Source organism: Phytopseudomonas punonensis (assembly GCF_900142655.1).
Classification (GTDB): domain Bacteria; phylum Pseudomonadota; class Gammaproteobacteria; order Pseudomonadales; family Pseudomonadaceae; genus Aquipseudomonas; species Aquipseudomonas punonensis.
In genome coordinates, this window is the sequence record NZ_FRBQ01000004.1 from 25897 (window position 1) to 52137 (window position 26241).

The 26241-nt window shown below is 60.8% G+C and carries 20 protein-coding genes and 2 tRNA genes; 4 read left to right on the forward strand and 18 right to left on the reverse strand.

Going from position 1 to position 26241, the window contains the following annotated elements; genetic code table 11:
* Positions 1-72 precede the first annotated feature (72 nt).
* Positions 73-798 carry a class I SAM-dependent methyltransferase gene (locus BUC40_RS12920; protein ID WP_073266318.1) on the forward strand — a complete coding sequence of 242 codons (726 nt, stop codon included), beginning with the start codon at positions 73-75 and terminating at the stop codon, positions 796-798.
* A 157-nt stretch (positions 799-955) separates the two neighbouring features.
* On the opposite strand, the gene BUC40_RS12925 is transcribed toward BUC40_RS12920, so the two are convergent.
* A complete protein-coding gene (locus tag BUC40_RS12925) occupies positions 956-3268 on the reverse strand; it encodes a YgiQ family radical SAM protein (RefSeq protein ID WP_073266706.1) in 2313 nt (770 codons plus the stop codon).
* 232 nt (positions 3269-3500) lie between these two features.
* On the opposite strand from BUC40_RS12925, the gene BUC40_RS12930 reads away from it, so the two are divergent.
* Positions 3501-5309 carry a diguanylate cyclase domain-containing protein gene (locus BUC40_RS12930; RefSeq protein WP_073266708.1) on the forward strand — a complete coding sequence of 603 codons (1809 nt, stop codon included), beginning with the start codon at positions 3501-3503 and terminating at the stop codon, positions 5307-5309.
* Positions 5310-5313: 4 nt separating this feature from the next.
* Here BUC40_RS12930 and dnaB read toward each other — a convergent pair whose 3' ends face one another.
* The 7 genes from dnaB to rnr all read right to left on the reverse strand — a co-directional run bounded on the left by dnaB (position 5314) and on the right by rnr (position 12489).
* Positions 5314-6708 (reverse strand): replicative DNA helicase, encoded by a 1395-nt coding sequence (dnaB, locus tag BUC40_RS12935; RefSeq protein ID WP_073266320.1) that lies wholly within the window; start codon positions 6706-6708, stop codon positions 5314-5316.
* A 257-nt stretch (positions 6709-6965) separates the two neighbouring features.
* The gene (rplI, locus tag BUC40_RS12940; protein ID WP_073266321.1) at positions 6966-7412 is read right to left on the reverse strand and encodes a 50S ribosomal protein L9; all 447 of its coding nucleotides are present in this window, start codon (positions 7410-7412) and stop codon (positions 6966-6968) included.
* 21 nt (positions 7413-7433) lie between these two features.
* Entirely contained in the window at positions 7434-8327 is an 894-nt protein-coding gene (locus BUC40_RS12945; RefSeq protein ID WP_073266323.1) for a hypothetical protein, read from the reverse strand.
* Between the two features lie 36 nt (positions 8328-8363).
* Entirely contained in the window at positions 8364-8594 is a 231-nt protein-coding gene (gene rpsR, locus BUC40_RS12950) for a 30S ribosomal protein S18 (RefSeq protein ID WP_003246847.1), read from the reverse strand.
* 28 nt (positions 8595-8622) lie between these two features.
* Positions 8623-9045: a 30S ribosomal protein S6 gene (gene rpsF / locus BUC40_RS12955; RefSeq protein WP_073266325.1), complete on the reverse strand. Its 423-nt coding sequence runs from the start codon at positions 9043-9045 to the stop codon at positions 8623-8625.
* Between the two features lie 202 nt (positions 9046-9247).
* Entirely contained in the window at positions 9248-9997 is a 750-nt protein-coding gene (rlmB, locus tag BUC40_RS12960) for a 23S rRNA (guanosine(2251)-2'-O)-methyltransferase RlmB (RefSeq protein ID WP_073266327.1), read from the reverse strand.
* Positions 9994-12489 (reverse strand): ribonuclease R, encoded by a 2496-nt coding sequence (gene rnr / locus BUC40_RS12965; RefSeq protein ID WP_073266329.1) that lies wholly within the window; start codon positions 12487-12489, stop codon positions 9994-9996. The genes rlmB and rnr overlap by 4 nt, the downstream gene beginning before the upstream one ends.
* Positions 12490-12691: 202 nt before the next feature.
* On the opposite strand from rnr, the gene BUC40_RS12970 reads away from it, so the two are divergent.
* A tRNA-Leu gene (locus BUC40_RS12970) sits at positions 12692-12778 on the forward strand.
* 83 nt (positions 12779-12861) lie between these two features.
* A tRNA-Leu gene (locus BUC40_RS12975) sits at positions 12862-12948 on the forward strand.
* A 93-nt stretch (positions 12949-13041) separates the two neighbouring features.
* Here the strand turns inward: BUC40_RS12975 and BUC40_RS12980 are convergent.
* From BUC40_RS12980 to BUC40_RS13025, 10 genes are all read right to left on the reverse strand, one after another.
* Complete coding sequence (locus BUC40_RS12980; protein WP_073266710.1) at positions 13042-14976, reverse strand: methyl-accepting chemotaxis protein; 1935 nt, start codon at positions 14974-14976, stop codon at positions 13042-13044.
* A gap of 187 nt (positions 14977-15163) precedes the next feature.
* Positions 15164-16453 (reverse strand): adenylosuccinate synthase, encoded by a 1290-nt coding sequence (locus BUC40_RS12985; protein ID WP_073266331.1) that lies wholly within the window; start codon positions 16451-16453, stop codon positions 15164-15166.
* A 79-nt stretch (positions 16454-16532) separates the two neighbouring features.
* A complete protein-coding gene (locus BUC40_RS12990) occupies positions 16533-17717 on the reverse strand; it encodes an ATP phosphoribosyltransferase regulatory subunit (protein ID WP_073266333.1) in 1185 nt (394 codons plus the stop codon).
* 344 nt (positions 17718-18061) lie between these two features.
* Positions 18062-18931 (reverse strand): protease modulator HflC, encoded by an 870-nt coding sequence (gene hflC / locus BUC40_RS12995; RefSeq protein ID WP_073266335.1) that lies wholly within the window; start codon positions 18929-18931, stop codon positions 18062-18064.
* Entirely contained in the window at positions 18931-20124 is a 1194-nt protein-coding gene (gene hflK / locus BUC40_RS13000; protein ID WP_073266337.1) for an FtsH protease activity modulator HflK, read from the reverse strand. The genes hflC and hflK overlap by 1 nt, the downstream gene beginning before the upstream one ends.
* Before the next feature lie 97 nt (positions 20125-20221).
* On the reverse strand, positions 20222-21523 hold the full coding sequence (gene hflX / locus BUC40_RS13005; RefSeq protein ID WP_073266339.1) for a ribosome rescue GTPase HflX: 1302 nt from the start codon (positions 21521-21523) through the stop codon (positions 20222-20224).
* Positions 21524-21537: 14 nt separating this feature from the next.
* On the reverse strand, positions 21538-21798 hold the full coding sequence (gene hfq, locus BUC40_RS13010; RefSeq protein ID WP_070880850.1) for an RNA chaperone Hfq: 261 nt from the start codon (positions 21796-21798) through the stop codon (positions 21538-21540).
* A 110-nt stretch (positions 21799-21908) separates the two neighbouring features.
* Positions 21909-22862, reverse strand: coding sequence for a tRNA (adenosine(37)-N6)-dimethylallyltransferase MiaA (miaA, locus tag BUC40_RS13015; RefSeq protein WP_073266341.1), 954 nt, complete (start codon positions 22860-22862; stop codon positions 21909-21911).
* Between the two features lie 69 nt (positions 22863-22931).
* Entirely contained in the window at positions 22932-24806 is a 1875-nt protein-coding gene (gene mutL / locus BUC40_RS13020; protein ID WP_073266343.1) for a DNA mismatch repair endonuclease MutL, read from the reverse strand.
* Positions 24803-26233 carry an N-acetylmuramoyl-L-alanine amidase gene (locus BUC40_RS13025; protein ID WP_208605775.1) on the reverse strand — a complete coding sequence of 477 codons (1431 nt, stop codon included), beginning with the start codon at positions 26231-26233 and terminating at the stop codon, positions 24803-24805. Before BUC40_RS13025 ends, mutL begins: the two co-directional genes overlap by 4 nt.
* Positions 26234-26241 lie beyond the last annotated feature (8 nt).

Here is a 26241-nt window from a genome sequence, read left to right on the forward strand (position 1 = left end):
CCGACAACGCACTGCTACCAGTGAGAGTGGAATGCTTTATATTTCCATCCTCACCGAGAAAGGACGGTCGCCATGCACACCCTCGAACGCATCTACCCACTGAAGATGGACGAGCGGCTGGCGGCCGACCAGGCAACCCTCGACCTGCACATGCAGCGTTATGCGTTCGCCAGCGGCTTGCTGAGCGGCGAGCGTGTGCTCGACATGGCCTGTGGCTGCGGCTACGGCAGTGCGCTGCTGGCCGAGCAGAACCCGGACAAGCAGATCACCGGGATCGACATTGACCCCGAAGCGATCGCCTATGCCCAGGCGAACTATCAGCGGGACAACCTGCGCTACCTGTGCGCGAACGCGGAAACCTTCGCCGACAGCCTGGGCTTCGACAGCATCGTCAGCCTGGAAACCATCGAGCACCTGCCAAACCCGCAGCGCCTGGTAGACAACTACGCCAGCCTGCTGGCAAAGGGCGGGCGCATCATCGCCTCGGTGCCGACCACGCCGACCCTGGACGGCAACCCTCATCACCTGCACGATTTCAGCCCGCGCAGCTTCTATGCGCTGTTCCGCCGCCACGGGCTAACGCCAAAGGAACGCTACGAGCAGATCCAGCGCTGGGAATTTTCCGGGCTGTTCAAGAAAGGCAAAAAGGAAGCGCGCGAGCATCGCTCCGAAGGGGTTGGTAATGCCGTGCTGGGGTATTACCGCAGGCACCCGCTGTACCTGCTCAAGCGCCTGTTCTCAATCCTGCGCTATGGGCCAAGCAACCGTTACCTGACCTGCCGATTCAGTGCTGACTAGTCAGGGCTGAACACGGCGGTAAGTGGCGATACCGAATACCGGCCGTTCGTAGGGTGGACGACGCTTTATCCGTCCACCGCCCTGCGGTTGCAATGGTGGACAAAAGAGCATTGTCCACCCTACGAAACGACCCGCTGCTTATACCTTGACCCGCCCTTTAACGCGGAACGGCGGGTTTCTTGACCGGTTTCTTACCCTTGCCTGCACCGGCACGTTCGCGCGCGGCCTGCTGATTACGCGCTTCGGCAGCCGCCTTGGCCTGTTCGCGCTTGTCCCATGGCTTGCTGCCGTCGCTGCCGCGCGGTGGCAGGCCGGTGTGCTGGGTGAGGATGCGACCGCCCGCTGACTTGCCGCCGCCATTGCCAGCGACCTTCTTGCTGCCGGCCGGCGTGGAGTTCTTGCGGCGAGCGCTCTGGTACTCGTCGGTCTTCGGCTGATAGGCCGGAATCAGCTGGTGCTTGCCCTCACCGATCAGGTCGGCACGCCCCATGCGCTGCAGCGCTTCACGCAGCATCGGCCAGCCCTTCGGGTCGTGATAGCGCAGGAACGCCTTGTGTAGGCGGCGCTGCTCCTCGCTCTTGACGATGGTCACGCCGTCGCTCTTGTAGGTGACCTTGCGCAGCGGGTTCTTGCCCGAGTGGTACATGGCCGTGGCGGTAGCCATCGGCGACGGGTAGAACGCCTGCACCTGGTCGGCGCGGAAGCCGTTGCCCTTGAGCCACAGGGCCAGGTTCATCATGTCTTCATCGGTGGTGCCCGGGTGAGCGGCGATGAAGTACGGAATCAGGTACTGCTCCTTGCCCGCTTCCTTGGAGTACTTCTCGAACATGCGCTTGAACTTGTCATAGCTGCCAATGCCCGGCTTCATCATCTGGTTGAGCGGACCTTCTTCGGTGTGTTCCGGGGCGATCTTCAGGTAACCACCGACGTGGTGGGTGACCAGCTCTTTGACGTACTCCGGCGACTCCACCGCCAGGTCGTAACGCAGACCGGAAGCGATAAGAATCTTCTTCACCCCCGGCAAAGCGCGAGCGCTGCGATACAGCTGGATCAGCGAGGAGTGATCGGTATTCAGGTTCGGGCAGATGCCGGGGAATACGCACGACGGCTTGCGGCACGCGGATTCGATTTCCGGGCTCTTGCACGCAATGCGGTACATGTTCGCGGTCGGGCCGCCGAGGTCGGAGATCACGCCGGTGAAGCCTGGGACCTTGTCGCGGATCTCTTCGATTTCGCGAATGATCGACTCTTCGGAACGGTTCTGGATGATCCGCCCTTCGTGCTCGGTGATCGAGCAGAAGGTACAGCCGCCGAAGCAGCCGCGCATGATGTTCACCGAGAAGCGAATCATCTCGTAGGCCGGGATCTTCTCCTTGCCATACGCCGGGTGCGGGATGCGCTGATAGGGCATGCCGAACACGTAGTCCATCTCTTCGGTGGTCATCGGGATGGGTGGCGGGTTGAACCACACGTCGATCTCGCCGTGCTTCTGCACCAGCGCACGAGCGTTGCCCGGGTTGGTTTCCAGGTGCAGCACGCGGTTGGCGTGGGCGTAGAGCACCGGGTCGTTACGCACCTTCTCCATCGACGGCAGACGAATCACCGTCTTGTCGCGGGTCATCTTCGGGCTGGCGAGAATCTGCACGACCTTGGCTTCATTCGGGTCTTCGACCGCACCTTTTTCCTGCTCGATGGCACAGGCCTGGGTGTCCTGGGTGTTCACGTACGGGTTGATGATCTTGTCGATCTTGCCCGGACGGTCGATGCGCGTGGAATCGACTTCGTACCAGTCTTTCGGCGTGTCGCGGCGAATGAACGCGGTGCCGCGCACATCGGTGATGTCTTCGATCTTCTGCCCGTAAGACAGGCGCTGGGCGACCTCGACGATGGCGCGCTCGGCGTTGCCGTACAGCAGAATGTCGGCACTGGCGTCGATGAGGATCGAGTTGCGCACGCGATCCTGCCAATAGTCGTAGTGAGCGATGCGGCGCAGCGAAGCCTCAATGCCGCCGAGCACGATCGGCACGTGCTTGTAAGCTTCTTTACAGCGCTGGCTATACACCAGGCTGGCACGATCCGGGCGCTTGCCCGCCAGACCGCCCGGCGTGTAGGCGTCGTCGGAGCGGATCTTCTTGTCCGCGGTGTAGCGGTTGATCATCGAGTCCATGTTGCCGGCCGCGACGCCAAAGAACAGGTTCGGCTCGCCGAGCTTCATGAAGTCGTCTTTGGACTGCCAGTCGGGCTGGGCAATGATCCCGACGCGGAAGCCTTGCGACTCCAGCAGCCGGCCGATAATCGCCATGCCAAACGAAGGGTGATCGACATAGGCATCACCGGTAACGATGATGATGTCGCACGAATCCCAGCCGAGCTGATCCATCTCCTCCCTGCTCATCGGCAGGAAAGGCGCTGGGCCGAAACACTCGGCCCAGTATTTTGGATAGTCGAATAGCGGCTTGGCGGCTTGCATGGCGATAACCGTTTTGATCAGGAATTTCACGGGGCGCGGAATATAGCACAAATTTTAACCAAACCCGACTGCTACGCTAGGTTGTACCGGACATCCGATAGCAGGCATCGCGGTATTCGGGTGTCATCTAAAAATGCTCCAATCGGTGTACGCTTACGCTTACACAACAAGAACAGCCCGCCCTCAGGAGCCTCGCTTGTCGCGCCTAGCCACACTCCTCTCGCAGATCTTGATGCTGGCAACCTTGAGCATCGCGGCGCACGCCGAAACCATCAGCCTGGACTCGCACAGCAGCGGGCTCAGCCTGAACGAACAGGTCGAACTGCTCGAAGATTCGGGCACTCAGCTGCATATCGAAGACATGGCCGATCCGGCGATACAGAGCCGCTTTACAGCCGCCCATGGGAAAGCCAGCGTCGGCCAGAGCGCCAACCCCTGGTGGATCAAAGTGACGCTGCGCGCAGAGCCTGGCGCACCAGGCCAATGGTGGCTGGAGGTCGGTTCCGTCACCCTGCTCGACCTGCAACTCTATCTGCCGGATGGCCAGGGCGGCTGGCAGAAGCGTCAGTCCGGTGAGGTGGTGAGTTTTGCCGAAGGTCGTGATCACCCGCACCGACGCATGTTGCTGCGTTTACCCGAACTGGGCGAGCAGTCGCTCACATTCTATCTGCGCAGCTACGATCCGGCGGGCAACTCATTTCCGCTGAAAGTCTGGCAACTCGACGACCTGAAAACCCACGCGGCAGCAGACAACCTCTGGCTTGGCGTGATCTACGGGGTGATCACCGCACTACTGCTCTACAACCTGTTCATCTTTCTGGCACTGCGCGACGGCGCGTACTTCTGGTACGTGGTGACCACCACGGGCGCCCTGCTGATGATCCTCAGCATGACCGGCCATGGCTTCCAGTATCTGTGGCCTGGCTCGGCAGTGCCGTTCTGGCTGGACCGCATCACCCTGCCAGCGTTGTGGGGGTTTGGCGCCTGCCGCTTTACGCAAGAGCTGCTGCAGACGCGCCGTTACGTGCCCTGGGCGCACCGACTGCTGACAGTCAGTTGCGGGCTTTACCTGCTAGCCGTGGTTTCCGACTTTTTTGGCTTGCGCGCTATCGGCGCCTGGGTCTTCGTATCGCTGGCCGTCACCACCATCCCAACTGCGCTCTGGGCATCACTGAAACGCTGGCGGCAGGGCTATTTCCCGGCCTGCTTGTATTTCTGCGGCTACGGCATGATCCTCGCAAGCGTCAACCTGCTACTGCTGCGCGCAACAGGGGTCATCCAGCCTGCAGCCTGGAACAGCTACATCTTCCCTGTCGCCGTGGCGCTGGAGTCGATCCTGTTCTCCTTTGCGCTCGCCTACCGTATCCAGCTGCTGAAAAACCAGCGCGCCGAGGCGTTGCAACGCGCTGATGAGGAGAAAGGCGCACGTCTGGCGCAGGTTCAGGCCAGCGCCGACGACCTGCAGCTAGCGGTGGACAGGCGCACCTCCGAACTGAAAAGCGCCAACCTGCAGCTTTCCCACCAGAAACAGGAGCTGCGCCACGCCGCGTTCCACGACGCGCTTACCGACCTGCCCAACCGCCGTTACCTTATTGAGCAATGCGAGAACGCCTTACGCGGCGCGCGACAAGGTGATGAAAGCCTGGCCCTGCTTTTGATCGACCTTGATCACTTCAAGCCGATCAACGACAGGCATGGCCACGATGCCGGTGATCTGCTGCTGCAGGAGATTGGCAAGCGCTTGCAGCAACACGTGCGCGACAGCGATACGGTGGCTCGCTTGGGCGGTGATGAGTTCGCGGTGCTGATTGGCGGTGTCGACGCGCAGCAATACGCCAGGGATGTCGCCGAGCGCCTGCTCGCCGAACTGGCCCGACCGGTTGAATATGCCGGACTGAAGCTGACCGTCAGCATCAGTATTGGCGTGGCGTTCTATCCGCAGCATGCCGAACAGTTCACCAGCCTCTACAAAGCCGCTGACCAGGCCCTATACCAGGCCAAGGCGGCCGGCCGCTCGAGTTACGCGCTATTCGAGAGCTGAAGGGTTATTCGTCTTCGAACTGATAGCTGCCCGGCGCCAGGTTCTCGAAACGAGAGTACTTGCCGAGGAAGGCCAGGCGCGCAGTGCCCAGCGGGCCGTTACGCTGCTTGCCGATGATGATCTCGGCCACGCCCTTGTACTCGGTTTCGGGGTGATACACCTCGTCGCGGTACACGAACATGATGATGTCGGCGTCCTGCTCGATCGCACCGGATTCACGCAAGTCGGAGTTGATCGGGCGCTTGTTGGGGCGCTGCTCCAAGCCACGGTTGAGCTGGGAAAGGGCAATCACCGGGCAGTTGAATTCCTTGGCCAGCGCCTTGAGCGAGCGCGAGATTTCGGAAATCTCGTTGACCCGGCTGTCACCGCTCGAACCCGGAATCTGCATCAGCTGCAGGTAGTCGACCATGATAAGGCCGATCTCGCCGTGCTCACGGGCAAGGCGGCGAGAACGCGCACGCATCTCGGATGGCGAGATGCCGGCGGTATCGTCGATGAACAGCTTGCGGTCGTTGAGCAGGTTGACCGCCGAGGTCAGGCGCGGCCAGTCATCGTCATCCAGACGACCGGCACGTACCTTGGTCTGGTCGATGCGGCCAAGCGAGGCAAGCATACGAATCACGATGGATTCCGAGGGCATTTCCAGGGAATACACCAAGATCGACTTGTCACTGCGCATCAGCGCGTTTTCCACCAGGTTCATGGCGAAAGTGGTCTTACCCATCGACGGACGGCCGGCGACGATGATCAGGTCAGCCGGCTGCAGGCCGCTGGTCAAATCGTCCAGATCGGAGAAGCCGGTGGACAGGCCCGTGATCGCATCGCCGTTGTTGAACAGCTCGTCGATACGGTCGATGGCCTTGACTAGGATATCGTTGATGCCCACGGGGCCGCCGGTCTTCGGTCGCGCTTCGGCGATCTGGAAGATCAGGCGCTCGGCCTCGTCGAGAATTTCCTCGCCGGTGCGCCCCTCAGGCGCATAAGCGCTATCAGCGATCTCGTTGCTGATGCCGATCAGTTTGCGCAGCGTGGCGCGCTCACGAATGATCTGCGCGTAGGCCTTGATGTTGGCCACCGACGGCGTGTTCTTGGCCAATTCGCCGAGATAGGCCATACCGCCGACCTGAGACAGCTGACCTTCCTTGTCCAACTGCTCGGACAAGGTCACTACGTCGAACGGCTGGTTGCGTTCGGCCAGCTTGTGGATGGCGCGGAAAACCAGGCGATGGTCATGGCGATAGAAGTCGCCATCGGACACCTGATCGAGCACCCGCTCCCATGCGTTGTTATCGAGCATCAGGCCTCCGAGCACCGACTGCTCGGCCTCTATCGAGTGCGGCGGCACTTTCAGAGCAGAGGTTTGCAGGTCGTACTGTTCAGTGATGCTGATTTCGTTCATGAGAGCCTGAAAAATTTGCGTGCGGTGAAAAACAAAAGGCACGGCATCGCTTTCGCAATGCCGTGCCCGATGTTAGCGGGAACGCACCTGAGTGCAAGCCCGCTGAGCAGCGCGATCAGAGCCTTTGTACGATTTAGCGAGCTAGAGCTCTGCAGGGCAAAAACAGGTGAGGAAGCGGAATGTACTGTTGTACATGAGCATTCCGAACCGGTTTTTAACGCCGCAGAGCCGACGCGCAGCAGATCGTAGGCAGGTTCTTAAGCAGCTACTACGACCACTTTGACGGTCGCTTCGACATCGCTGTGCAGGTGCACGGCTACGTCGTATTCGCCAACTTGGCGAATGGTGCCGTTCGGCAGACGAACTTCAGCTTTGGCAACTTCAACGCCGGAGGCGGTCAGTGCGTCAGCGATGTCGTGAGTACCGATGGAACCGAACAGTTTGCCTTCATCGCCCGCGGTAGCGGTGATGGTGACTTCCAGTTCAGCCAGCTGAGCAGCGCGGGATTCAGCCGAAGCTTTCTTCTCGGCAGCAGCTTTTTCCAGGTCAGCGCGACGAGCTTCGAAAGCAGCAACGTTGGCTTCGGTGGCAGCGGTAGCTTTGCCTTGCGGCAGCAGGAAGTTACGGCCGTAACCGGCTTTAACGTTCACTTTATCGCCCAGGTTGCCCAGGTTGGCGATTTTTTCCAGCAGGATGACTTCCATTTGGGTGTTACCTCTTAACTTTTAACCTTCACCGTTGGCGGGACCCGAACCGGGCTTGTCCGCCAGACGACCACGAAAATCAAACAGACTGTCGACGATGGCTAACACCACCAGCAAGGGAAAGATCAGTTGCATGAACAGCAGCAGCGTGATGTACATACCAACCAGCCAAAATTTGGACAGTCGGCCCTTGGCCACTAGCCCGTGCAACAGGGCAATGGCTGCGAACGCCAGCGGAACACTGCACAACGGTGTAAGCATGGCCATCTCGACACCCAGATTGGGCCCGAGCAGCATGCCGACCAGCAGTAACATCGCCAGCATCGGCGGAAATCTCAGCTCACGAAACTCGGAGCCGAAACCTCCCGGGTTGTACAACGCCGCTTGCCAGAACCGCCCAAGCATCAGGCTAAGCAAGCTGACCACCTGCAGCAACGCTGCCAGCAATCCGGTCAGTATCGGTGCAATAAGACTCTGAAGACGCGCCTGATCATCCACCGACATCTGTTGGTGAACGCCATCGAACATCTGCGGCAAGAGCTTGATCAGCTCCTGCGACATGGCTTCGATAGGCTCATGGAACGTTGCCCTCAACACCAGCCCATACACCAGGCCCAATGCGACGCTGAATAACAGCACTCGCCGCCAGGACGGATTGGCGCGCAATACACACGCTAACCCCAGCGCTCCCAGCAACACCAACAAGGTGCGCGGTTCGCCGAAATACCACCAACCAATGGCTGGCAGTAAAGCCCAGGCGAGGATGCCGATCGCATCACTCAGGCCACGCCGCAGAAGCACCAGGCTTCCAGCAGCGGCACTCAACCAGAACAGCAGCGGCAAAGCTGCAGAACCGACCACCACGAGGGTGGCCTGCATACGGCCGCGCATTATGAATTCTGCCAAGGCGCGCATGCGTTTTATCCCTTACTACTTGTCGAACGTCAGATCTTAACGGCCATGGCTGTCGGTGTAGGGCAGCAGGGCCAGGAAGCGGGCGCGCTTGATAGCGGTAGCCAGCTGACGCTGATAACGAGCCTTGGTACCGGTGATACGGCTTGGAACGATTTTGCCGGTTTCCGAGATGTAGGCTTTCAGAGTGTTGAGATCTTTGAAATCGATCTCTTTCACGTCTTCAGCGGTGAAACGGCAGAATTTACGACGACGGAAGAAACGTGCCATGGGATTGGCTCCTCAATAGATCCGGTGATTACTCGTCAGCGTTGTCGCTGTCGTTGTTGTCGCTGTCATCGCCGTCGTTGGACTCGGCATTGTCAGGACGCTCACGACGCTCACGGCGCTCACTGCGGTTTTCTTCGGCCTTGAGCATCTCGGATTGGCCGGTAACGGCTTCTTCGCGACGGATGACCAGGTTACGGATCACGGCATCGTTGTAGCGGAAGTTGTCTTCCAGCTCGGCCAGGGCCTTGCCGCTGCACTCAACGTTCAGCATCACGTAGTGAGCCTTGTGAACATTGTTGATTGCATAGGCCAGTTGACGACGGCCCCAATCTTCCAGACGGTGGATTTTGCCGCCGTCTTCTTCGATCAGCTTGGTGTAACGCTCGACCATGCCGCCGACTTGCTCGCTCTGGTCCGGGTGAACCAGAAAGATGATTTCGTAATGACGCATGAATGCTCCTTACGGGTTGTAGCCTGCCGCGAAATGCGGTCAGGCAAGGAGTGAATGACACTGTTGACTTGCTGAAATGAAGAGGCGCGCAAACGCCTGCCATGACGGCAAGGGGCGATATTCTAGAGAAGCGCCCCACCGCACGCAAGGTGAACTGGTGATATTTTGAACAGCAATCGCCGGTGATGAGCCGGCGATTGTTTCAGCGCTTGACCGAGCGGCGCTGGCGCAGCGCCTCGAACAGGCAAATGCCGGTAGCGACCGACACGTTGAGACTGCTGACGCTACCGGCCATGGGCAGCTTGACCAGGTAATCGCAGTGCTCGCGGGTCAGGCGGCGCATGCCTTTGCCTTCGGCGCCCATGATCAGCACTGTCGGGCCGGTCATGTCCTGCTGGAACAGCTCCTGCTCCGCCTCGCCGGCCGTGCCGACGATCCACAGGCCACGCTGCTGCAGTTTTTCCAGGCTGCGCGCCAAGTTAGTCACCGCCACCAGCGGAATCACTTCCGCGGCGCCGCAGGCCACCTTGCGCACCACTGGCGTCAACGTTGCGGATTTGTCTTTCGGCACGATTACCGCCAACGCGCCCGCCGCATCGGCAGTACGTAGGCAGGCACCAAGGTTGTGCGGGTCAGTCACGCCATCGAGCACCAGAAGCAGTGGCGGGCCTTCGCAACGATCGAGCAATTCCTCGAGCATCGCCTCGCCCCACACCTGACTCGGGCTGACCTCAGCCACCACGCCCTGGTGCACACCTTCGACCCAGGCATCCATCTCGCGACGCTCGCACTGGCCGACGGCGACGCGCGCCTGACCAGCCAGCTCGAGCAGTGGCTGAACGCGCGGATCACTGCGACCATCAGCCAGCCAGATCTGCTTCACCCGCTTGGGATGATGACGCAGCAAGGCTTCCACGGCGTGCACGCCGTAGATCTTTTCCAGCTGACTCATGACTTGGCCTTGCTCTTCGATGGGCCCTTGCGGTGCCGGCTTGGCTTACCGCCCTTGTCCACTGCCTTGCCGGCACCTTTGCCAGAAGACTTGGAGTCGGCGAGCAACGCTTTTTTCACGTCACGACTTTTCTGCACGTCGGTATTGCCCGTCGAGCCACCACGCGAGCCGCGACCACCGCGACTGTCGCTGCCAGACTCACGACGTTTGCCGCGCGCAGCCGGTGCCTGCTCTGCACCTTCGGCCATCTCGAAATCGATCTTGCGCTCATCAAGATCGACACGCATAACCTTAACCGACACGCTATCGCCAAGACGGAAGCTGCGGCCACTACGCTCACCGGCCAGGCGGTGATGCACAGGATCGAAGTGGTAGTAGTCGCCAGGCAGCGCGGTGACGTGCACCAGGCCCTCGACGTAGATGTCCTTGAGCTCGACGAACAGACCGAAGCCGGTTACCGCGGTGATCACACCCGGGAAGGTTTCGCCGACGCGATCCTTCATGAACTCGCACTTGAGCCAGTTGACCACGTCACGGGTGGCTTCATCGGCACGACGCTCGGACATCGAGCACTGCTCGCCAAGCTGCTCCAGCATCGGCGCGTCGTACGGATAGATACGCGCCTTGGGCATGCTGACGGCGCCGGCACGCTCGACGTGCGGCGTATCCTGCTTGGAGCGAATCACACTGCGGATGGCACGGTGGATCAACAGGTCCGGGTAACGGCGAATTGGCGAGGTGAAGTGCGCATAGGCATCGTAATTCAGGCCGAAGTGGCCCTGATTGTCGGCGCTATACACAGCCTGGCTCAGCGAGCGCAGCATCACTGTCTGGATCAGGTGGTAATCGTCACGACCGCGGATGCTTTCCAGCAGCGCTTGATAATCCTTGGGCGACGGGCCGTCTTTCGACTTGCCGCGGTGCAGGGACAAGCCCAGTTCGCCAAGAAACGCCTTGAGTTTTTCCAGACGCTCCGGCGGCGGGCCGTCGTGCACGCGGTACAGCGCAGGAATGCCGTGCTTCTGCATGAACGCAGCGGTAGCCACGTTGGCAGCCAGCATGCATTCCTCGATCAGCTTGTGAGCATCATTGCGCTGGGTCGGGCGGATTTCCGCGATCTTGCGGCCAGTGCCGAAGATGATGCGCGTTTCCTGGGTTTCGAAGTCGATGGCGCCGCGCTCGTGGCGAGCGGTGAGCAGCACCTGATACAACGAATACAGCTGATTGAGGTGCGGCAGCACTTCTTTGTACTCGCTGCGCAAGGCCTTGCCTTCGCTGCTCTTGGGCTGTTCGAGCATGGCGCTGACCTTGTTGTAGGTCAGGCGCGCGTGGGAGTGGATCACCGCCTCGTAGAACTTGTAGTCGGTCATCTTGCCGGTCTTGGAGATGGTGATCTCGCAGACCATGGCCAGACGGTCGACCTTCGGGTTCAACGAACACAGACCGTTGGACAGCTCCTCGGGCAGCATCGGAATGACGCGCTCGGGGAAATACACCGAGTTGCCACGCACCTGCGCTTCGGCATCCAGCGCCGAACCGACTTTCACATAATGGGAAACGTCGGCGATGGCCACATAGAGCTTCCAGCCACCGGAGAACAGCCGCCAGTTACCGCCACTCTTCTCGCAATACACCGCGTCGTCGAAGTCCCGAGCGTCCTCACCGTCGATGGTGACGAAGGGGATGTGACGCATGTCGACGCGATTTTCCTTGTCCTTCTCTTCCACTTCCGGCTTGAGCTTGGCGGCTTCCTTGATCACCGCATCAGGCCAGACGTGCGGAATATCGTAGCTGCGCAGCGCAACGTCGATTTCCATGCCCGGCGCCATGTAGTTGCCGACCACTTCGGTCACATCGCCCTGAGGCTGGAATCGCGGTGTCGGCCAATGGGTAATCGTCACTTCGACGAACTGACCCTGCTTGGCGCCGCCATTACGACCTGCCGTCACCAGCACTTCCTGCTGGATTTTCGGATTGTCGGGAATCACGAAGCCAATGCCGCTCTCTTCGTAATAACGACCGACGATGGTCTCATGACCACGGGAAATCACTTCGACGACGGCACCTTCACGGCGGCCACGACGGTCGAGGCCGGAAACGCGCGCCAATGCACGGTCGCCATCGAATACCAGGCGCATCTGCGCCGGGCTCAGGAACAGGTCATCGCTGCCGTCATCCGGCACCAGAAAGCCAAAGCCATCGCGGTGACCGCTGACGCGACCCAGGATCAAGTCGAGCTTGTCCACAGGCGCATAGGTGCCGCGGCGGGTATAGATCAGCTGGCCGTCACGCTCCATGGCGCGCAGCCGGCGGCGCAGCGCCTCGATCTGTTCGTCGGTGGTCAGCCCGAACTCTTCGAGCAGCTCCTCACGACTGGCGGGCGAGCCGCGATCAGCCAGCTGCTGAAGAATCAGCTCGCGACTGGGGATGGGGTTGTCATACTTTTCCGCTTCTCGGGCGGCCTCGGGATCGAGGGATTGCCAATCGGCCATTAGAAACTGTTCACCTTATCTATAGAGTCGTTTTTTGCCATGTATCTATTGAAGCGCGAAAGCGCCCTCCGGGTCAGCTCTCAGCACAAATAATTTTTCGACGTCAGGGGTTTACAAGGTAAAAGCGCGACCGTATAGTTCGCGCCCACAGCGTCGAGCAGACGTTGTAACACGGAATAGATGAGCAATCATCCGTTTCAGTGCCCAGGTGGCGGAATTGGTAGACGCGCTGGTTTCAGGTATCAGTGACCGCAAGGTCGTGGAAGTTCGAGTCTTCTCCTGGGCACCAAATTTCGTGAAGTAGCTTGATAACCTACTTTGCAAATAACGGACGTAATGATCCGTACCGGTAACGGTTAACATTACTGCAGTGCCCAGGTGGCGGAATTGGTAGACGCGCTGGTTTCAGGTATCAGTGACCGCAAGGTCGTGGAAGTTCGAGTCTTCTCCTGGGCACCAAATTCAAAAAACCGAGCCAATGGCTCGGTTTTTTATTGCCTGCAATAAAGTCGAGCGCTAGGCCCGGCGATCATCGGACCCGCGCTACGCAGCTCAGACCTTGAACTGCCCCAGGCTGCTTTTCAGCTGCCCTGCCAACCCGTCGAGCACGCGACCACTATTGGCCGTCGCCACGACCGCCTCTGCCGCGCGCTGAGCCTCGGCATGAATCACCTCGACCCGCCCGCGCACTGCATTGGCACCTTCGGCCTGATGCGCTGCCGCCTGGGTCGCCGCGTTGATCGCACCGTGAACGTCCTCAACAGAACGCTGCACTGCCTGCTGAATACGCGCGCTCTCACGCAACGCCGCCAACCCTTGATCGGCTTGCTGGCCAGCCTGACCAATCGCCCCGACCGCCTCGCGAGCACCTTGTTGTAGCGCAACGATATGCGACTGAATATCACCGGTGGACTGCTGGGTCTTGCTGGCCAGAGCACGTACTTCGTCCGCGACCACCGCGAAACCGCGCCCGCTTTCGCCCGCCCGCGCCGCCTCGATTGCAGCATTGAGTGCCAGCAGGTTGGTCTGCTCGGCAATCGAGCGAATCACGGTGAGCACCACTTCGATCTGTTCGCTCTGCGTGGCCAGCCGCTCGATCACGGCCGAGCCGGCATCCACGCGCCGCACCAACTCCTCAATGGAGCCACCCACCCGATTGGCGATAGCGGCGTTTTCCTGAGTCGACTGGCGAATCGCCTCGACCCGCTGCAAGGCTTCCTGCATGGCGCGGCTTTCGGCTTGCGCTTCATCGGCCATCGCCGCCAGCGCCTGCAGGCTTGCTGCCACTTCATCACGCTGCCGCTTGGCCGCCGACTCCGCTGCAGCACTGCGACTACTAAGAGCGGTAATTTCCTGCCCGGTGCGCACCGCCACTTCGCCCGCCTCACGAACGATAGGCTGCAGCTTGGCGACGAAACGGTTGACCGCTGAAGCCATTTCACCAACCTCATCACGACTGTCGATCTCGATTCGGCGAGTCAGATCGCCCTCACCCGCAGCCAAGTCATCCAGCGCCGCAATCAGGGTACGCAGACGAACCACCACGCGACGACCGAGAACGATTGCCAACGCCAGCAGCACACCCAAACCAACCACCGCGAGCCCCAGCCCAATGCGCCATCTCAGGTTCGCCGCTGCTGTGTCGACGGCGGCACTGGTATTGGTAGCCATGCCCTGAGCAGCCTGCTGCGCCGAGGCCAAACGCGCCGAGAGCGCTTTTGCACTGTCAGTGGATGCACCCGCAAGACTCTCGGCAACCAGCTGCCCGCCACTGGCCAAAAGCGCCTCGAAGCGCTTGTCGACAGCAGCCAGCTCGGCGTCGATAGCGGCAGTGGAAACGCCCATCAACACCTTGCCGATTTCCACATCATTGGGGCTGATACTGGCTTCCACGAAGTAAACGCTCGGGTCGGTTTTTGCCGCATTGATCACCTTATCCAACGCACGCTCGCCCTCGCCTTTCTCGAGCATGCCCTTGATCTGCTCGTTCTGGCGATTGAGGTAACGGGTCAGATGGTTACCTTCGGCATCGTCATAGATCACGAACAGCACATTGGGGTTACGCTGCGCACGGCGCGCGAACTCCGACAGCGCCGGAATATCGGAATCCCACATGGCACGCGGCGCCACGGCGGCCAACAGCTGCGCCAGATCATTGGCGGAATCTCTTAGGCTGCGCTCCAGACTGGCGCGGATCTGCACCCGCTCCTCACCAAGGCGGGTCGAGAGTCCGGCAGACAAGCTTTCCCGGGTTCGCACCGAAAGCCCACCCAGGCTTGCGGAAACATCCTTATTGGCCTGCTCCAGCTCGGTGGCCAGGCGTTGTGAATCACTGCCCAGCTGTCGCTCAAGGTCGGCCACCAGGCCATCGACCGTGCTGCGGGTCAACGCCAGTACCAGCAATACCTGAACGAATAATGCCACGCCCAGCGCGATGAACACGGGCAGCAGCAGGCGACTACGAAACAGCGAAAAGACAGCAACCACGGGCAAATCCTCCGACCGCCAGAGGAGCGGCAACATCAGGGTAGGATCAAGACAAAGCAAAGCGCGTGCCGATGGCGGCACATTGCCAGATTGCGCCGAGCCCCGCCGCGCGTCAAACAAAAACGGGCCGCCCAAGGGCGACCCGTTTTCGTTTACCGACCTACGGCTCTGAACGAGCCTTCACCAATCAGGCGAACGGATGGCGCAGCACGATGGTCTCGTTGCGATCCGGCCCGGTGGAGATGATGTCGATCGGCGCGCCGATCAGCTCCTCTACACGCTTGATGTAAGCACGAGCGTTGGCTGGCAGCTGCTCCAGGGTTTTGGCACCCACGGTCGACTCGGTCCAGCCCGGCACTTCTTCGTACACAGGCTGCAGGCCCACGTAACTGTCAGCGTCGGTTGGGGCAACGTCATTCCCGTTTGCATCTTTGTAGCCGACACAGATGTTGATGGTTTCCAGACCGTCGAGTACGTCCAGCTTGGTCAGGCAGATGCCCGAGATGCTGTTCACATCGATAGCGCGACGCAGGATAACGGCGTCGAACCAGCCGCAACGACGGGCACGACCGGTAGTTGCACCGAACTCGTGACCTTGTTTGGCCAGGTGCGCGCCGACATCGTCAAACAGCTCAGTCGGGAATGGCCCCGAACCGACGCGAGTGGTGTAAGCCTTGGTAATGCCCAGGATGTAATCCAGGAACATCGGGCCGACACCGGAACCGGTCGCAACGCCACCCGCGGTGGTGTTCGAGCTGGTCACGTACGGGTAAGTACCGTGATCGATGTCCAGCAGCGAGCCTTGCGCGCCTTCGAACATGATGTCTTTGCCAGTGCGACGCAGATCGTGCAGCTCGGCAGTCACGTCCAGCATCAGCGGCTTGAGCAGCTCAGCGTATTCCTTGCATTCGGCCAGGGTCTTGTCGAACTCGATGGCCGGCTCTTTGTAGTAACCGACCAGCATGAAGTTGTGGTAATCCACCAACTCACGCAGCTTGTCTTCAAAGCGCGGCATGTTGAGCAGGTCGCCCACACGCAGGCCACGACGTGCAACCTTGTCTTCGTAGGCCGGGCCGATGCCACGACCGGTGGTACCGATCTTCAGCTCGCCACGTGCCTTTTCACGGGCCTGGTCCAGCGCAACGTGGAAGGACAGGATCAGCGGGCAGGACGGACTGATACGCAGGCGCTCACGCACCGGCACACCCTTCTCTTCCAGCTTGGTGATCTCGCGCAGCAACGCGTCTGGAGCAACCACAACACCGTTGCCGATCAGGCACTGCACGCCCTCGCGCAGAACGCCCGACGGAATCAAATGCAGGACGGTTTTTTCACCGTCGATCACCAGCGTGTGGCCAGCGTTATGGCCGCCCTGATAACGCACTACGGCGGCGGCATGTTCGGTCAGCAGATCAACGATCTTGCCTTTACCCTCATCACCCCATTGGGTGCCCAGGACGACGACATTCTTACCCATAACACTTGTCCTCTTCGCGCAAGCTTGAGCCGGTCACGGCCGGCGAAAGTAATTCAGAATAGACGACCCCAGCGGCCGCTCAGTCCAGCGCCAGCACCTGCCAGCGACCGTCACGCAATAACAGCTGGCGATCACAGCCAACATCGGCAGCCGCCGCCAATTCCTGGCCTGGCAGCGCCTGAACCACGCGTTCGCCTTCGGCACGCAGACGGCGCACTGCCTGCCACAGGTAAACGTCATGACTGTCCGGCGCCCAAATACCTGCCGGCTCTTCGCCAAGCGGCATGCGACCGAGGGTCACCAGCGTCTTCAGATCGGTGGAGAAACCGGTAGCCGGGCGAGCCCGACCGAAATCAGCGCCGATGTCGTCATAGCGGCCACCTTGGGCAATCGCCTGACCGACAGCCGGCACGAAAGCTGCGAACACCACACCGGTGTGGTAGTGATAACCGCGCAGCTCGCCGAGATCGAAATACAGCGGCAGCTCCGAATAACGCAGCTCCAGCGCATCGGCAATGGCCACCAGCTCATCCAGAGCGGCATGCACGTCGTCTGGCGCATCGACCAAGCAGGCCTGGGCCAGATCCAGCACGTCACGACCGCCACACAGCTCGCCCAGGGCGCGCAGCATGCGGCGCAGCGAATCCGGCAGCGCTTCGGTCAGCGCATCGATCTCGTCCATGGCCTTGCGCTGCAGCGCATCGAACAGCTGCTGCTCGACTTCGCCGGACAGCTCTGCCGCACGCACCAGGCCGCGGTAGATACCGACATGGCCGAGATCCATGTGCACGTCCGGAACCTCGGCCAGCTCCAAGGTATCGACCAGCAGACTGATCACCTCCACATCGCTGGCCGGGCTGGCGTCGCCATACAGCTCGGCACCCAACTGGATCGGGCTGCGCGAGGTGGTCAGCGCACGCGGCTGCGCATGCAGCACGCTGCCGGCGTAGCATAGGCGGCTCGGCCCCTCACGCCGCAGCGTGTGCGCATCGATGCGCGCCACTTGCGGAGTGATGTCGGCGCGAAAGCCCATCTGCCGGCCGGACAGCGGATCGGTCACCTTGAAGGTGCGCAGATCCAGATCCTGGCCCGCACCGGTCAGAAGCGATTCCAAGTATTCGATATGGGGAGTTACCACGAATTCGTAACCCCAGCGCTGGAACAGATCCAGCACCTGACGACGCGCGATTTCGATGCGCGCCGCTTCCGGGGGCAATACTTCTTCGATCCCATCTGGCAGCAGCCAGCGGTCTACCGTTGCCATTTAGCCATTTCCCTCTTGATTCGGGCGGCACAAGCCTTCAATGAAGCGGATGGTAAGCCAAGCACGGCAAAGGGCCGGTCGACTCCAGAGGCGAGCATCGAAACGATCAGTGAATTGATTGCACGAAGCCCCCACGCCAGCGGCGCGGAAAGGGGCAAGGCCAGAGGCCTTGAAAGACAGAACATAACGCTCAGTTCGTGCCGCATGATTCCCACAGGCGTAAAAAAGCCGGGATTTTCCCGGCTGCCGCATCATACCACGCCGAAAGCCTCAAGCCGCAAGCTTCGCACGACAAGCGAGCACTGGGCATCACTTGCGGTGCGTATCCTGCAGCTCACGGCCCGTTACGGCTTGGCCTTTTCCAGGTAGCGGAAGAAATCGCTACTTGGGTCCAGCACCAGCACGTCACGCTTGTCGGAGAAGCTCTCGCGATAGGCGTTCAGGCTGCGGTAGAACGCATAGAACTCCTGATCCTGACCATAAGCCTTGGAGTAGATCGCCGCGGCCTTGGCATCGCCCTCACCACGCAACTCCTCGGCCTGGCGATAGGCTTCAGCGAGCAGTACACGCTGCTGACGATCAGCGTCGGCACGAATCCCTTCAGCCAGCTCCTTACCCTTGGCGCGGTGCTCACGAGCCTCACGCTCACGCTCGGAACTCATGCGGTCGAATACGCTGCGGTTGACTTCCTTGGGCAGGTCGATGGCCTTGACGCGAACGTCGACCACCTCAATACCCAGCTCACGCTGCGCCGCACGATTGAGCGAAGCCGTCACGTCAGCCATCAGCGCATCACGCTCGCCAGACACCGACTCGTGCAGGGTGCGCTTACCGAACTGGTCACGCAGCGACGCTTCGAGACGACGCGACAGACGCTCGTCGGCAATCTGCTTCACACCCGAAGTGGCGGTGTAGTAACGCTCGGCATCCAGCACACGCCATTTAGCGTAGGCATCGACCATCAGCGCTTTCTTCTCAAGGGTCAAGAAGCGCGAGTTGACGGTATCCAGGGTCAGCAGGCGAGCATCGAACTTGCGCACCTGGTTGACGTAAGGAATTTTCATATGCAGGCCAGGCTGCACGTCCGTTTCGACGATTCGGCCGAACTGCAGCAATACAGCCCGCTCGGTCTGCGACACGATGTAGAAGCTGCTCCAGGCGACAAGCGCCAGAACCACGCCGACGATCAGGGTTACCAGTGATTTATTGCTCATCAACGGCTCTCCCTTGTGCGCACGTCCGGCTGCCCAACGTTGTTGCCCACGCGCGCACCGAGATCGGCGGCGCCAGCACCGACAGCGTTGGACGATGCGTTACCGCTATTACCGCCACGGCTGTCGATCATTTTATCCAGCGGCAGGTACAGCAGGTTGTTCTGCCCCTTGTCGCCAGTCACCAGCACCTTGCTGGTGTTGCTCATCATCTGCTGCATGGTGTCCAGATAAAGACGCTGACGCGTCACTTCCGGCGCCTTGCGATACTCGGCTACCAGCGCGGTGAAACGATCCGCCTCACCCTGGGCACGGGAGATCACTTCGTCGCGATAACCGCTGGCATCCTCGATCAGGCGCTGAGCCTGACCGCGAGCCTCGGGCACAACGCCATTGGCGTAGGTTTCCGCCTGGTTCTTCTCGCGCTGCTCGTCTTCACGGGCACGAATCACGTCATCGAAGGCTTCCTGCACTTCACGCGGCGCCGCGGCGCTCTGCAGGTTCACCTGAGTGACGGTGATACCGGTGCGATAGGTGTCGAGGAAACGCTGCAGACGCTCACGTACATCACCCGCCATCTGCTCACGACCTTCGGTCAGCACTTGGTCCATCTCGGTGGAACCCACCACGTGGCGCACGGCGCTGTCGGTAGCATGCTGCAGACTGGTCTCCGGCATGTCGACGTTGAGTACGTAATCCTTGAGGCTGCTGATCTTGTACTGCACGGTCAGCGGTACTTCGATGATGTTTTCGTCTTCGGTCAACATCTGCCCTTGCTTGCTGTAAGCACGCTCACGGGTGACGTTTTCCTGAAACTTGCGATCGATCGGCGGGAAATAGATATTCAGACCCGGGCCGACGGTCTCGTGGTATTTGCCGAAACGCAGCACGACGGCCTGCTCCTGCTCATCGACCACATAGATAGCGTTGTACAGCCAAAAAGCGCCCACGACGGCCAGCGCAACGAACAGCAGGCCGAAACCGCCACCCTTGCCTCTGGAACCATTGCTGTCACTGCCGCGTTTGTTGCCGCCACCGAACACCCCATTGAGTTTGTCCTGTAGCTTGCGGAAGGCTTCGTCAAGATCCGGTGGTCCCTTGCGGTCGCCGCCGCCACCGCCGCCGTTACCACGACGGCCGCCGCCACCCCAGGGATCCTGATTATTCGAGTTGCCACCCGGCTCATTCCAAGCCATAGCGCTCTCCATACTGATAAAGCAAAGACGCGCCAACGACGCGCCCACCAATGCTACAGAATGCCTGCTTCCAGCGGCAAAATCACCGCTGCGGGCTTTATTGCAAAGTGTGTTGCTCGATGAACTCGAGCGGCTGCAAACCTTCTCGACTGACCAAGCGATTGAGCTCGACGCGCGGAATACGCACTTGCAACAAGCTGCTGCCATCTTCCGCATAGGACTCCTGCAGCACCGCGCCCAGCTCAAAGAACTGCGCACGCAAGCGCGCCAGGCGCTGCGGCAGCTGAAGTGTGGCAACGAACAAATCATCGCCGAGCAGCTCGGCCACCGCCTGCTTGAGCAATGACAGGCCACGACCATCACGCGCCGACAACCAGACACGCTCAGGGCGACCATCGGCATTACGCTGGATCTGCGGCTCGACGCCCTCGAGCAGGTCGAGCTTGTTGTAGACCTCCAGCACCGGCAAGTCCTGCGCGCCGATCTCGCCGAGCACGTGAAGCACCTGTTCGATCTGCGCATCACGCTCTGCCTCGTGGGAATCGATCACGTGCAACAGCAGGTCGGAATTGCTCGATTCTTCGAGTGTGGCGCGAAACGCCTCGACCAGCTTGTGCGGCAAATGACGAATGAAACCCACGGTGTCGGCCAGCACAATCGGCCCCAGATCATCGAGCTGCAAACGACGCAACGTCGGATCGAGGGTGGCGAACAGCTGATCGGCCGCATACACGTCGGACTCGGTCAGTGCATTGAACAATGTGGATTTGCCGGCGTTGGTATAGCCAACCAGCGAGACGGAAGGAATATCCGCGCGCTTACGACCGCGGCGGGCCTGCTCGCGCTGGCTGCGCACCTTTTCGAGCTTCTGTTTGATCTGGCGAATGCGCACACGCAACAGGCGCCGGTCAGTTTCCAGCTGGGTTTCACCCGGGCCACGCAGACCGATACCGCCTTTCTGACGCTCGAGGTGAGTCCAGCCGCGCACCAGGCGCGTGCTCATGTGATCGAGCTGAGCCAGCTCGACCTGCAGCTTGCCTTCGTGAGTACGCGCGCGCTGGGCGAAAATATCGAGAATCAGCCCCGTGCGATCCAGCACACGACACTCGAACATGCGCTCGAGGTTACGCTCCTGGCTGGGCGTAAGGACGTGATTGAAGATGACCAGGTCGGCCTCGTGGGCCTTTACCTGGTCACGCAGCTCTTCCACCTTGCCGCTGCCAATCAGGAATTTCGCAGTGGGCCGGCTATTGGGCACACTGAAAAACGCTACGGTATCGGCACCGGCGGAAAGAGCCAGCTCTTGAAACTCCTGGGGATCCTCGCTCGCCTCGGTGTTCTGACTATCCAGATGAACCAGGATAGCCCGTTCACCCCCTTCATGGCGCTCGAAGAACAATGCGACCCCCTGGGTTAGGCGTTGCCTGGCTCGGATTCAGCCTGATCGGTCTCGGATGCAGTTGGCAGGCGAACCGGACGGCTCGGTACCACAGTGGAGATCGCGTGCTTGTAGACCATCTGGCTGACAGTGTTCTTCAGCAGGATGACGAACTGATCGAAGGATTCGATCTGGCCTTGCAGCTTGATGCCGTTTACCAGGTAGATGGAAACCGGGACGCGCTCCTTCCGCAGGGTGTTCAGGTAAGGGTCTTGTAGCGAATGCCCTTTTGACATGTGCCGCACTCCTAAATAAATCGATAATTGAATAGTTTTTGAACGGTTTGCTTAACCAACAAACGGCTTTGGCACGCTACCTCCAAGGGTAGACGGCCTGCGGCAAGATCTCAGGTCAATATGGAGACCGTCGCCAAGTATTTCAAGGCACGTGGCAGATTGTCGCAATCGAGACTATCCAGCCAGTGCACATTTTCCCAACTACGCAGCCAGGTGAACTGCCTTTTGGCTAGCTGACGGGTAGCTGTGACACCACGTTCGCGCATCTGCGCCGCGCTTAGCCGCCCCTCCAGGTGATCCCATACCTGCCGATAGCCCACCGCCCTTATAGACGGCATTTCACTGTGCAAGTCACCTCGCTGATGCAGGCGTTCGACCTCGGCGACAAAGCCCTGTTCCAGCATCAGATCAAATCGTTGCGCAATTCGTTCGTGGAGAACCTGTCGCTGCGCAGGCGCTATCGCCAACTGGGCGACAGTATAGGGCAAGCCCGGCTGTTGCGAATTGACTTCACTCTGCTGCGCACGCAATTGCGTCATGGTCATGCCGCTGACCCGAAACACCTCCAGCGCACGAACCAGGCGCTGTGGATCATTGGGGTGGATGCGTGCTGCCGACTGCGGATCGACCGCCTGCAACTCGGCATGCAGCACCGCCAACCCCTCACGTTCGGCGCGCGCTTCCAGCTCCGCGCGCACCTCGGCATCGGCGCCCGGCATATCTGCCAAGCCATCGAGCAAAGCCTTGAAGTACAGCATGGTGCCACCGACCAGCAACGGAATACGCCCGCGCGCGGTGATATCGGCCATTGCCGCAAGGGCTTCGCGGCGAAACTCGGCAGCCGAATACGCCTCTGCCGGGTCGCGAATGTCCACCAGGTGATGAGGAAACGCCTCGAGGGTGGCCCGATCCGGCTTTGCCGTGCCGATATCCATACCGCGATAGACCAGTGCCGAGTCCACGCTGATCAGCTCGCAGGGCATCACGCGGGCCAGGGCCAGAGCCAGGTCGGTCTTGCCGGCCGCAGTCGGGCCCATCAGGAAGATGGCAGGAGGGAAGGACATCGCAATGGCTCAAGTGAACAGCGGAATATTTTTAGGCCGCGGGCCGCCGATCGCAAGCGCGGCGCCCGTTTACTGACCACGCAGGAACAATTTATCCAGCTGATCCAGGCTCATCTGCGTCCAGGTCGGCCGGCCGTGGTTGCACTGGCCACTGCGCTCGGTCTGCTCCATGTCACGCAGCAAGCCGTTCATTTCCGGCAGCGTCAGGCGGCGATTGGCACGTACCGCACCGTGGCAGGCCATGGTGCCGAGCAGCTCATTGAGGTGCGCCTGAATACGATCGCTGGTGCCGTATTCGAGCAGATCGGCGAGTACGTCGCTTACCAGCCGCGTCGCCTCGGCCTGCTTGAGCAGCGCCGGGATCTGCCGGATGGCCAGGGTTTCCGGGCCCAGGCGCTGCAGCTCGAAGCCCAGCTTCTGAAACCACTGGCCATGTTCCTCGGCACAATCTGCCTCGCGCTGGCTCACAGCAATGGACTCGGGCACCAGCAGCGGCTGACCGCGCAGCCCTTCGCTAGCCATCGCCACCTTGAGGCGCTCGTACATGATCCGCTCATGAGCCGCGTGCATGTCGACAACCACCAGGCCGTGAGCACTTTCAGCAAGAATGTAGATGCCCTTGAGCTGGGCGATGGCGTAGCCGAGCGGCGGGATATCACCCTGTTGCTCCGGCAATGTAACGGGAGCCGGGCCGGCTGGCATCGGTGCGAAAAACTCGCGATAAACGCCCTGCGCCTCTGCTGCCGGCAATGGGGAATCGCTGCGCTGCCCCTGATAACCCGCGCCCGGTGAGCGCCACACGGACTCAGCGGGACGCTCAAGCACACTGGCGGACAAGCCCATTTCCCCTTGCGGACCAAACTCACCAGCCGCCTGGCCGGTTGGCCGCAATACGCTTTCCACGGCAGCCGGAGTCGCCATCTGACTTTCCGGACGCACCTCGCCAAGCGCGCGGTGCAGGGTGCCATACAGGAAGTCGTGGACCATGCGCCCTTCGCGGAAACGCACCTCGTGCTTGGTCGGGTGTACGTTGACGTCGACGGCAGTCGGGTCGATTTCCAGAAACAACACGAAGGTCGGATGGCGACCATTGAACAGCACGTCGCGATAGGCCTGACGAACTGCGTGAGCGACCAGCTTGTCACGCACCATGCGGCCGTTGACGTAGAAATACTGCAGGTCCGCCTGACTGCGGGAAAAAGTCGGCAACCCAACCCAACCCCACAGATGCAAACCGTTGCGCTCGATATCGATGGGCAGCGCCTGCTCGAGAAAACCAGCGCTGCATACCGACGCCACGCGCCGGGCGCGGCTGGCATCGTCGTTCGCCTCATGCAGCGACAACACGCTCTTGCCATTGTGGCGCAGATGAAAGGCCACATCGAAGCGGGCCAGCGCCAGGCGTTTGATGACCTCCTGCAGGTGATCGAACTCGGTCTTTTCAGCCTTGAGGAATTTGCGCCGCGCTGGCGTATTGAAGAACAGGTCACGCACTTCAACGGAGGTGCCGATCGGATGCGCAGCCGGCTGGACGCGAGGCTGCATGTCGCGCCCCTCGGTTTCTACCTGCCAGGCCTGATCTGCATCGGCGGTGCGCGAGGTCAGCGTCAGGCGTGCGACCGAGCTGATCGACGCCAGCGCCTCACCACGAAAGCCCATGCTCAAGACCTGCTCAAGGTCTTCGAGCTCGCGAATCTTGCTGGTCGCGTGGCGAGCCAGCGCGAGCGGCAGGTCATCAGAGGCAATACCGCGACCATCGTCGCGCACGCGCAGCAGCTTCACGCCACCCTGCTCGACATCCACTTCGATGCGTTTGGCACCGGAGTCCAGGCTGTTCTCCAACAGCTCCTTGGCGACTGACGCCGGGCGTTCGACCACTTCACCGGCGGCGATCTGGTTCGCCAGCCGCGGGCTTAGCAGCTGGATGCGCATCGCTTCACTCATGGCTGTGCAGCCAGCGACGTCGCCGGAATGTGCAGCGTCTGGCCGACCTTGATCACATCGGACTTCAGCGAATTGGCCGTACGCAACGTCGCCAAGCCAACCTGGTAGCGTTGAGCGATCAACGCCAGGCTTTCGCCGGAAGCTACCACGTGTTCACGCGGCCCCTGGGCGATCTTGCCGTTGTCACGCAACCAGGCGATGTAGGTGCCAGGCGGCGGATTCTGTTCGAAGAACTGCTTCACGCCGGTGACGATTGAGCGCGAAAGGCTCTGCTGGTGGGCCGCCGAATGCAGTTTTCGCGCCTCGCTCGGGTTGGAGATGAAGCCGGTTTCTACCAGGATCGAAGGAATATCAGGCGACTTCAGCACCATGAAACCGGCTTGCTCGACACGGCGTTTGTGCAGCGGTGTGACCTGGCCCATCTGCCCAAGCACCTTCTGCCCAACATTGAGGCTGGAGGACAGCGAAGCGGTCATCGACAGATCGAGCAGCACGCCGGCGAGCATCCGATCCTTGTCTTCGAGGCTGACGTTACCGGCACCACCGATCAGGTCGGACTGGTTCTCGGCGTCTGCCAACCAACGCGCGGTTTCCGAAGTGGCGCCGCGGTCGGACAGCGCATACACCGACGCGCCAAAGGCTGCCGCACGTGGCGCGGCATCGGCGTGAATGGACACAAACAGATCGGCACCTTTCTTACGGGCGATCTCGGTGCGTTTGCGCAGCGGGATGAAGTAGTCGCCGGTACGTACCAGCTCTGCACGGAAACCTTTCTGGGCGTTTACCTGGCGCTGCAGTTCCTTGGCGATCGACAGGGTCACGTTCTTCTCGACCTGCCCCTTGGTCGGACCGAGGGCACCCGGGTCTTCACCACCGTGGCCAGCATCGATGGCGATCACGATATCGCGCTTACCGCCGGGAACCGGGGCCAGCTTGGGCGGCGCCTGGGTCGGCGTAACGGGCACCGGCGGCGCGCTGGCCGTGGTTGTAGAAGGAAGGCTCGGCGCGGCATCGGACGCCTGATCGAACAGGTCGACCACCAGGCGGTTGCCGTACTGCTGATTGGGCGCGAGGGTAAAGCTCTTCGGCGTCACCTGCGAAGACAGGTCGATCACCACACGCAGATCTTCCGGGGTACGCTGCGCCGAACGCACAGCTGTTATCGGTGTGTTGCTCAGCGCCAGTTTGTCCAGCGGCGTAACCAGCTTGGCGCCACTGATATCGATGACGATACGATCAGGCGCGGTCAGGGTGAACACACTGTGCTGCACCGGCCCGGACAGGTCGAAAACCAGACGCGTGTTGTCTGGCGCCCGCCAGAGGCGAACGCTGCGCACATCCGACGCGGCCCATACGTCGGCAGCCATAGCCGCCAACATCAGCCCGACCGCGATCATTCGCGCGCCTATGCGCATACCCGCCCCCACTCTATTCT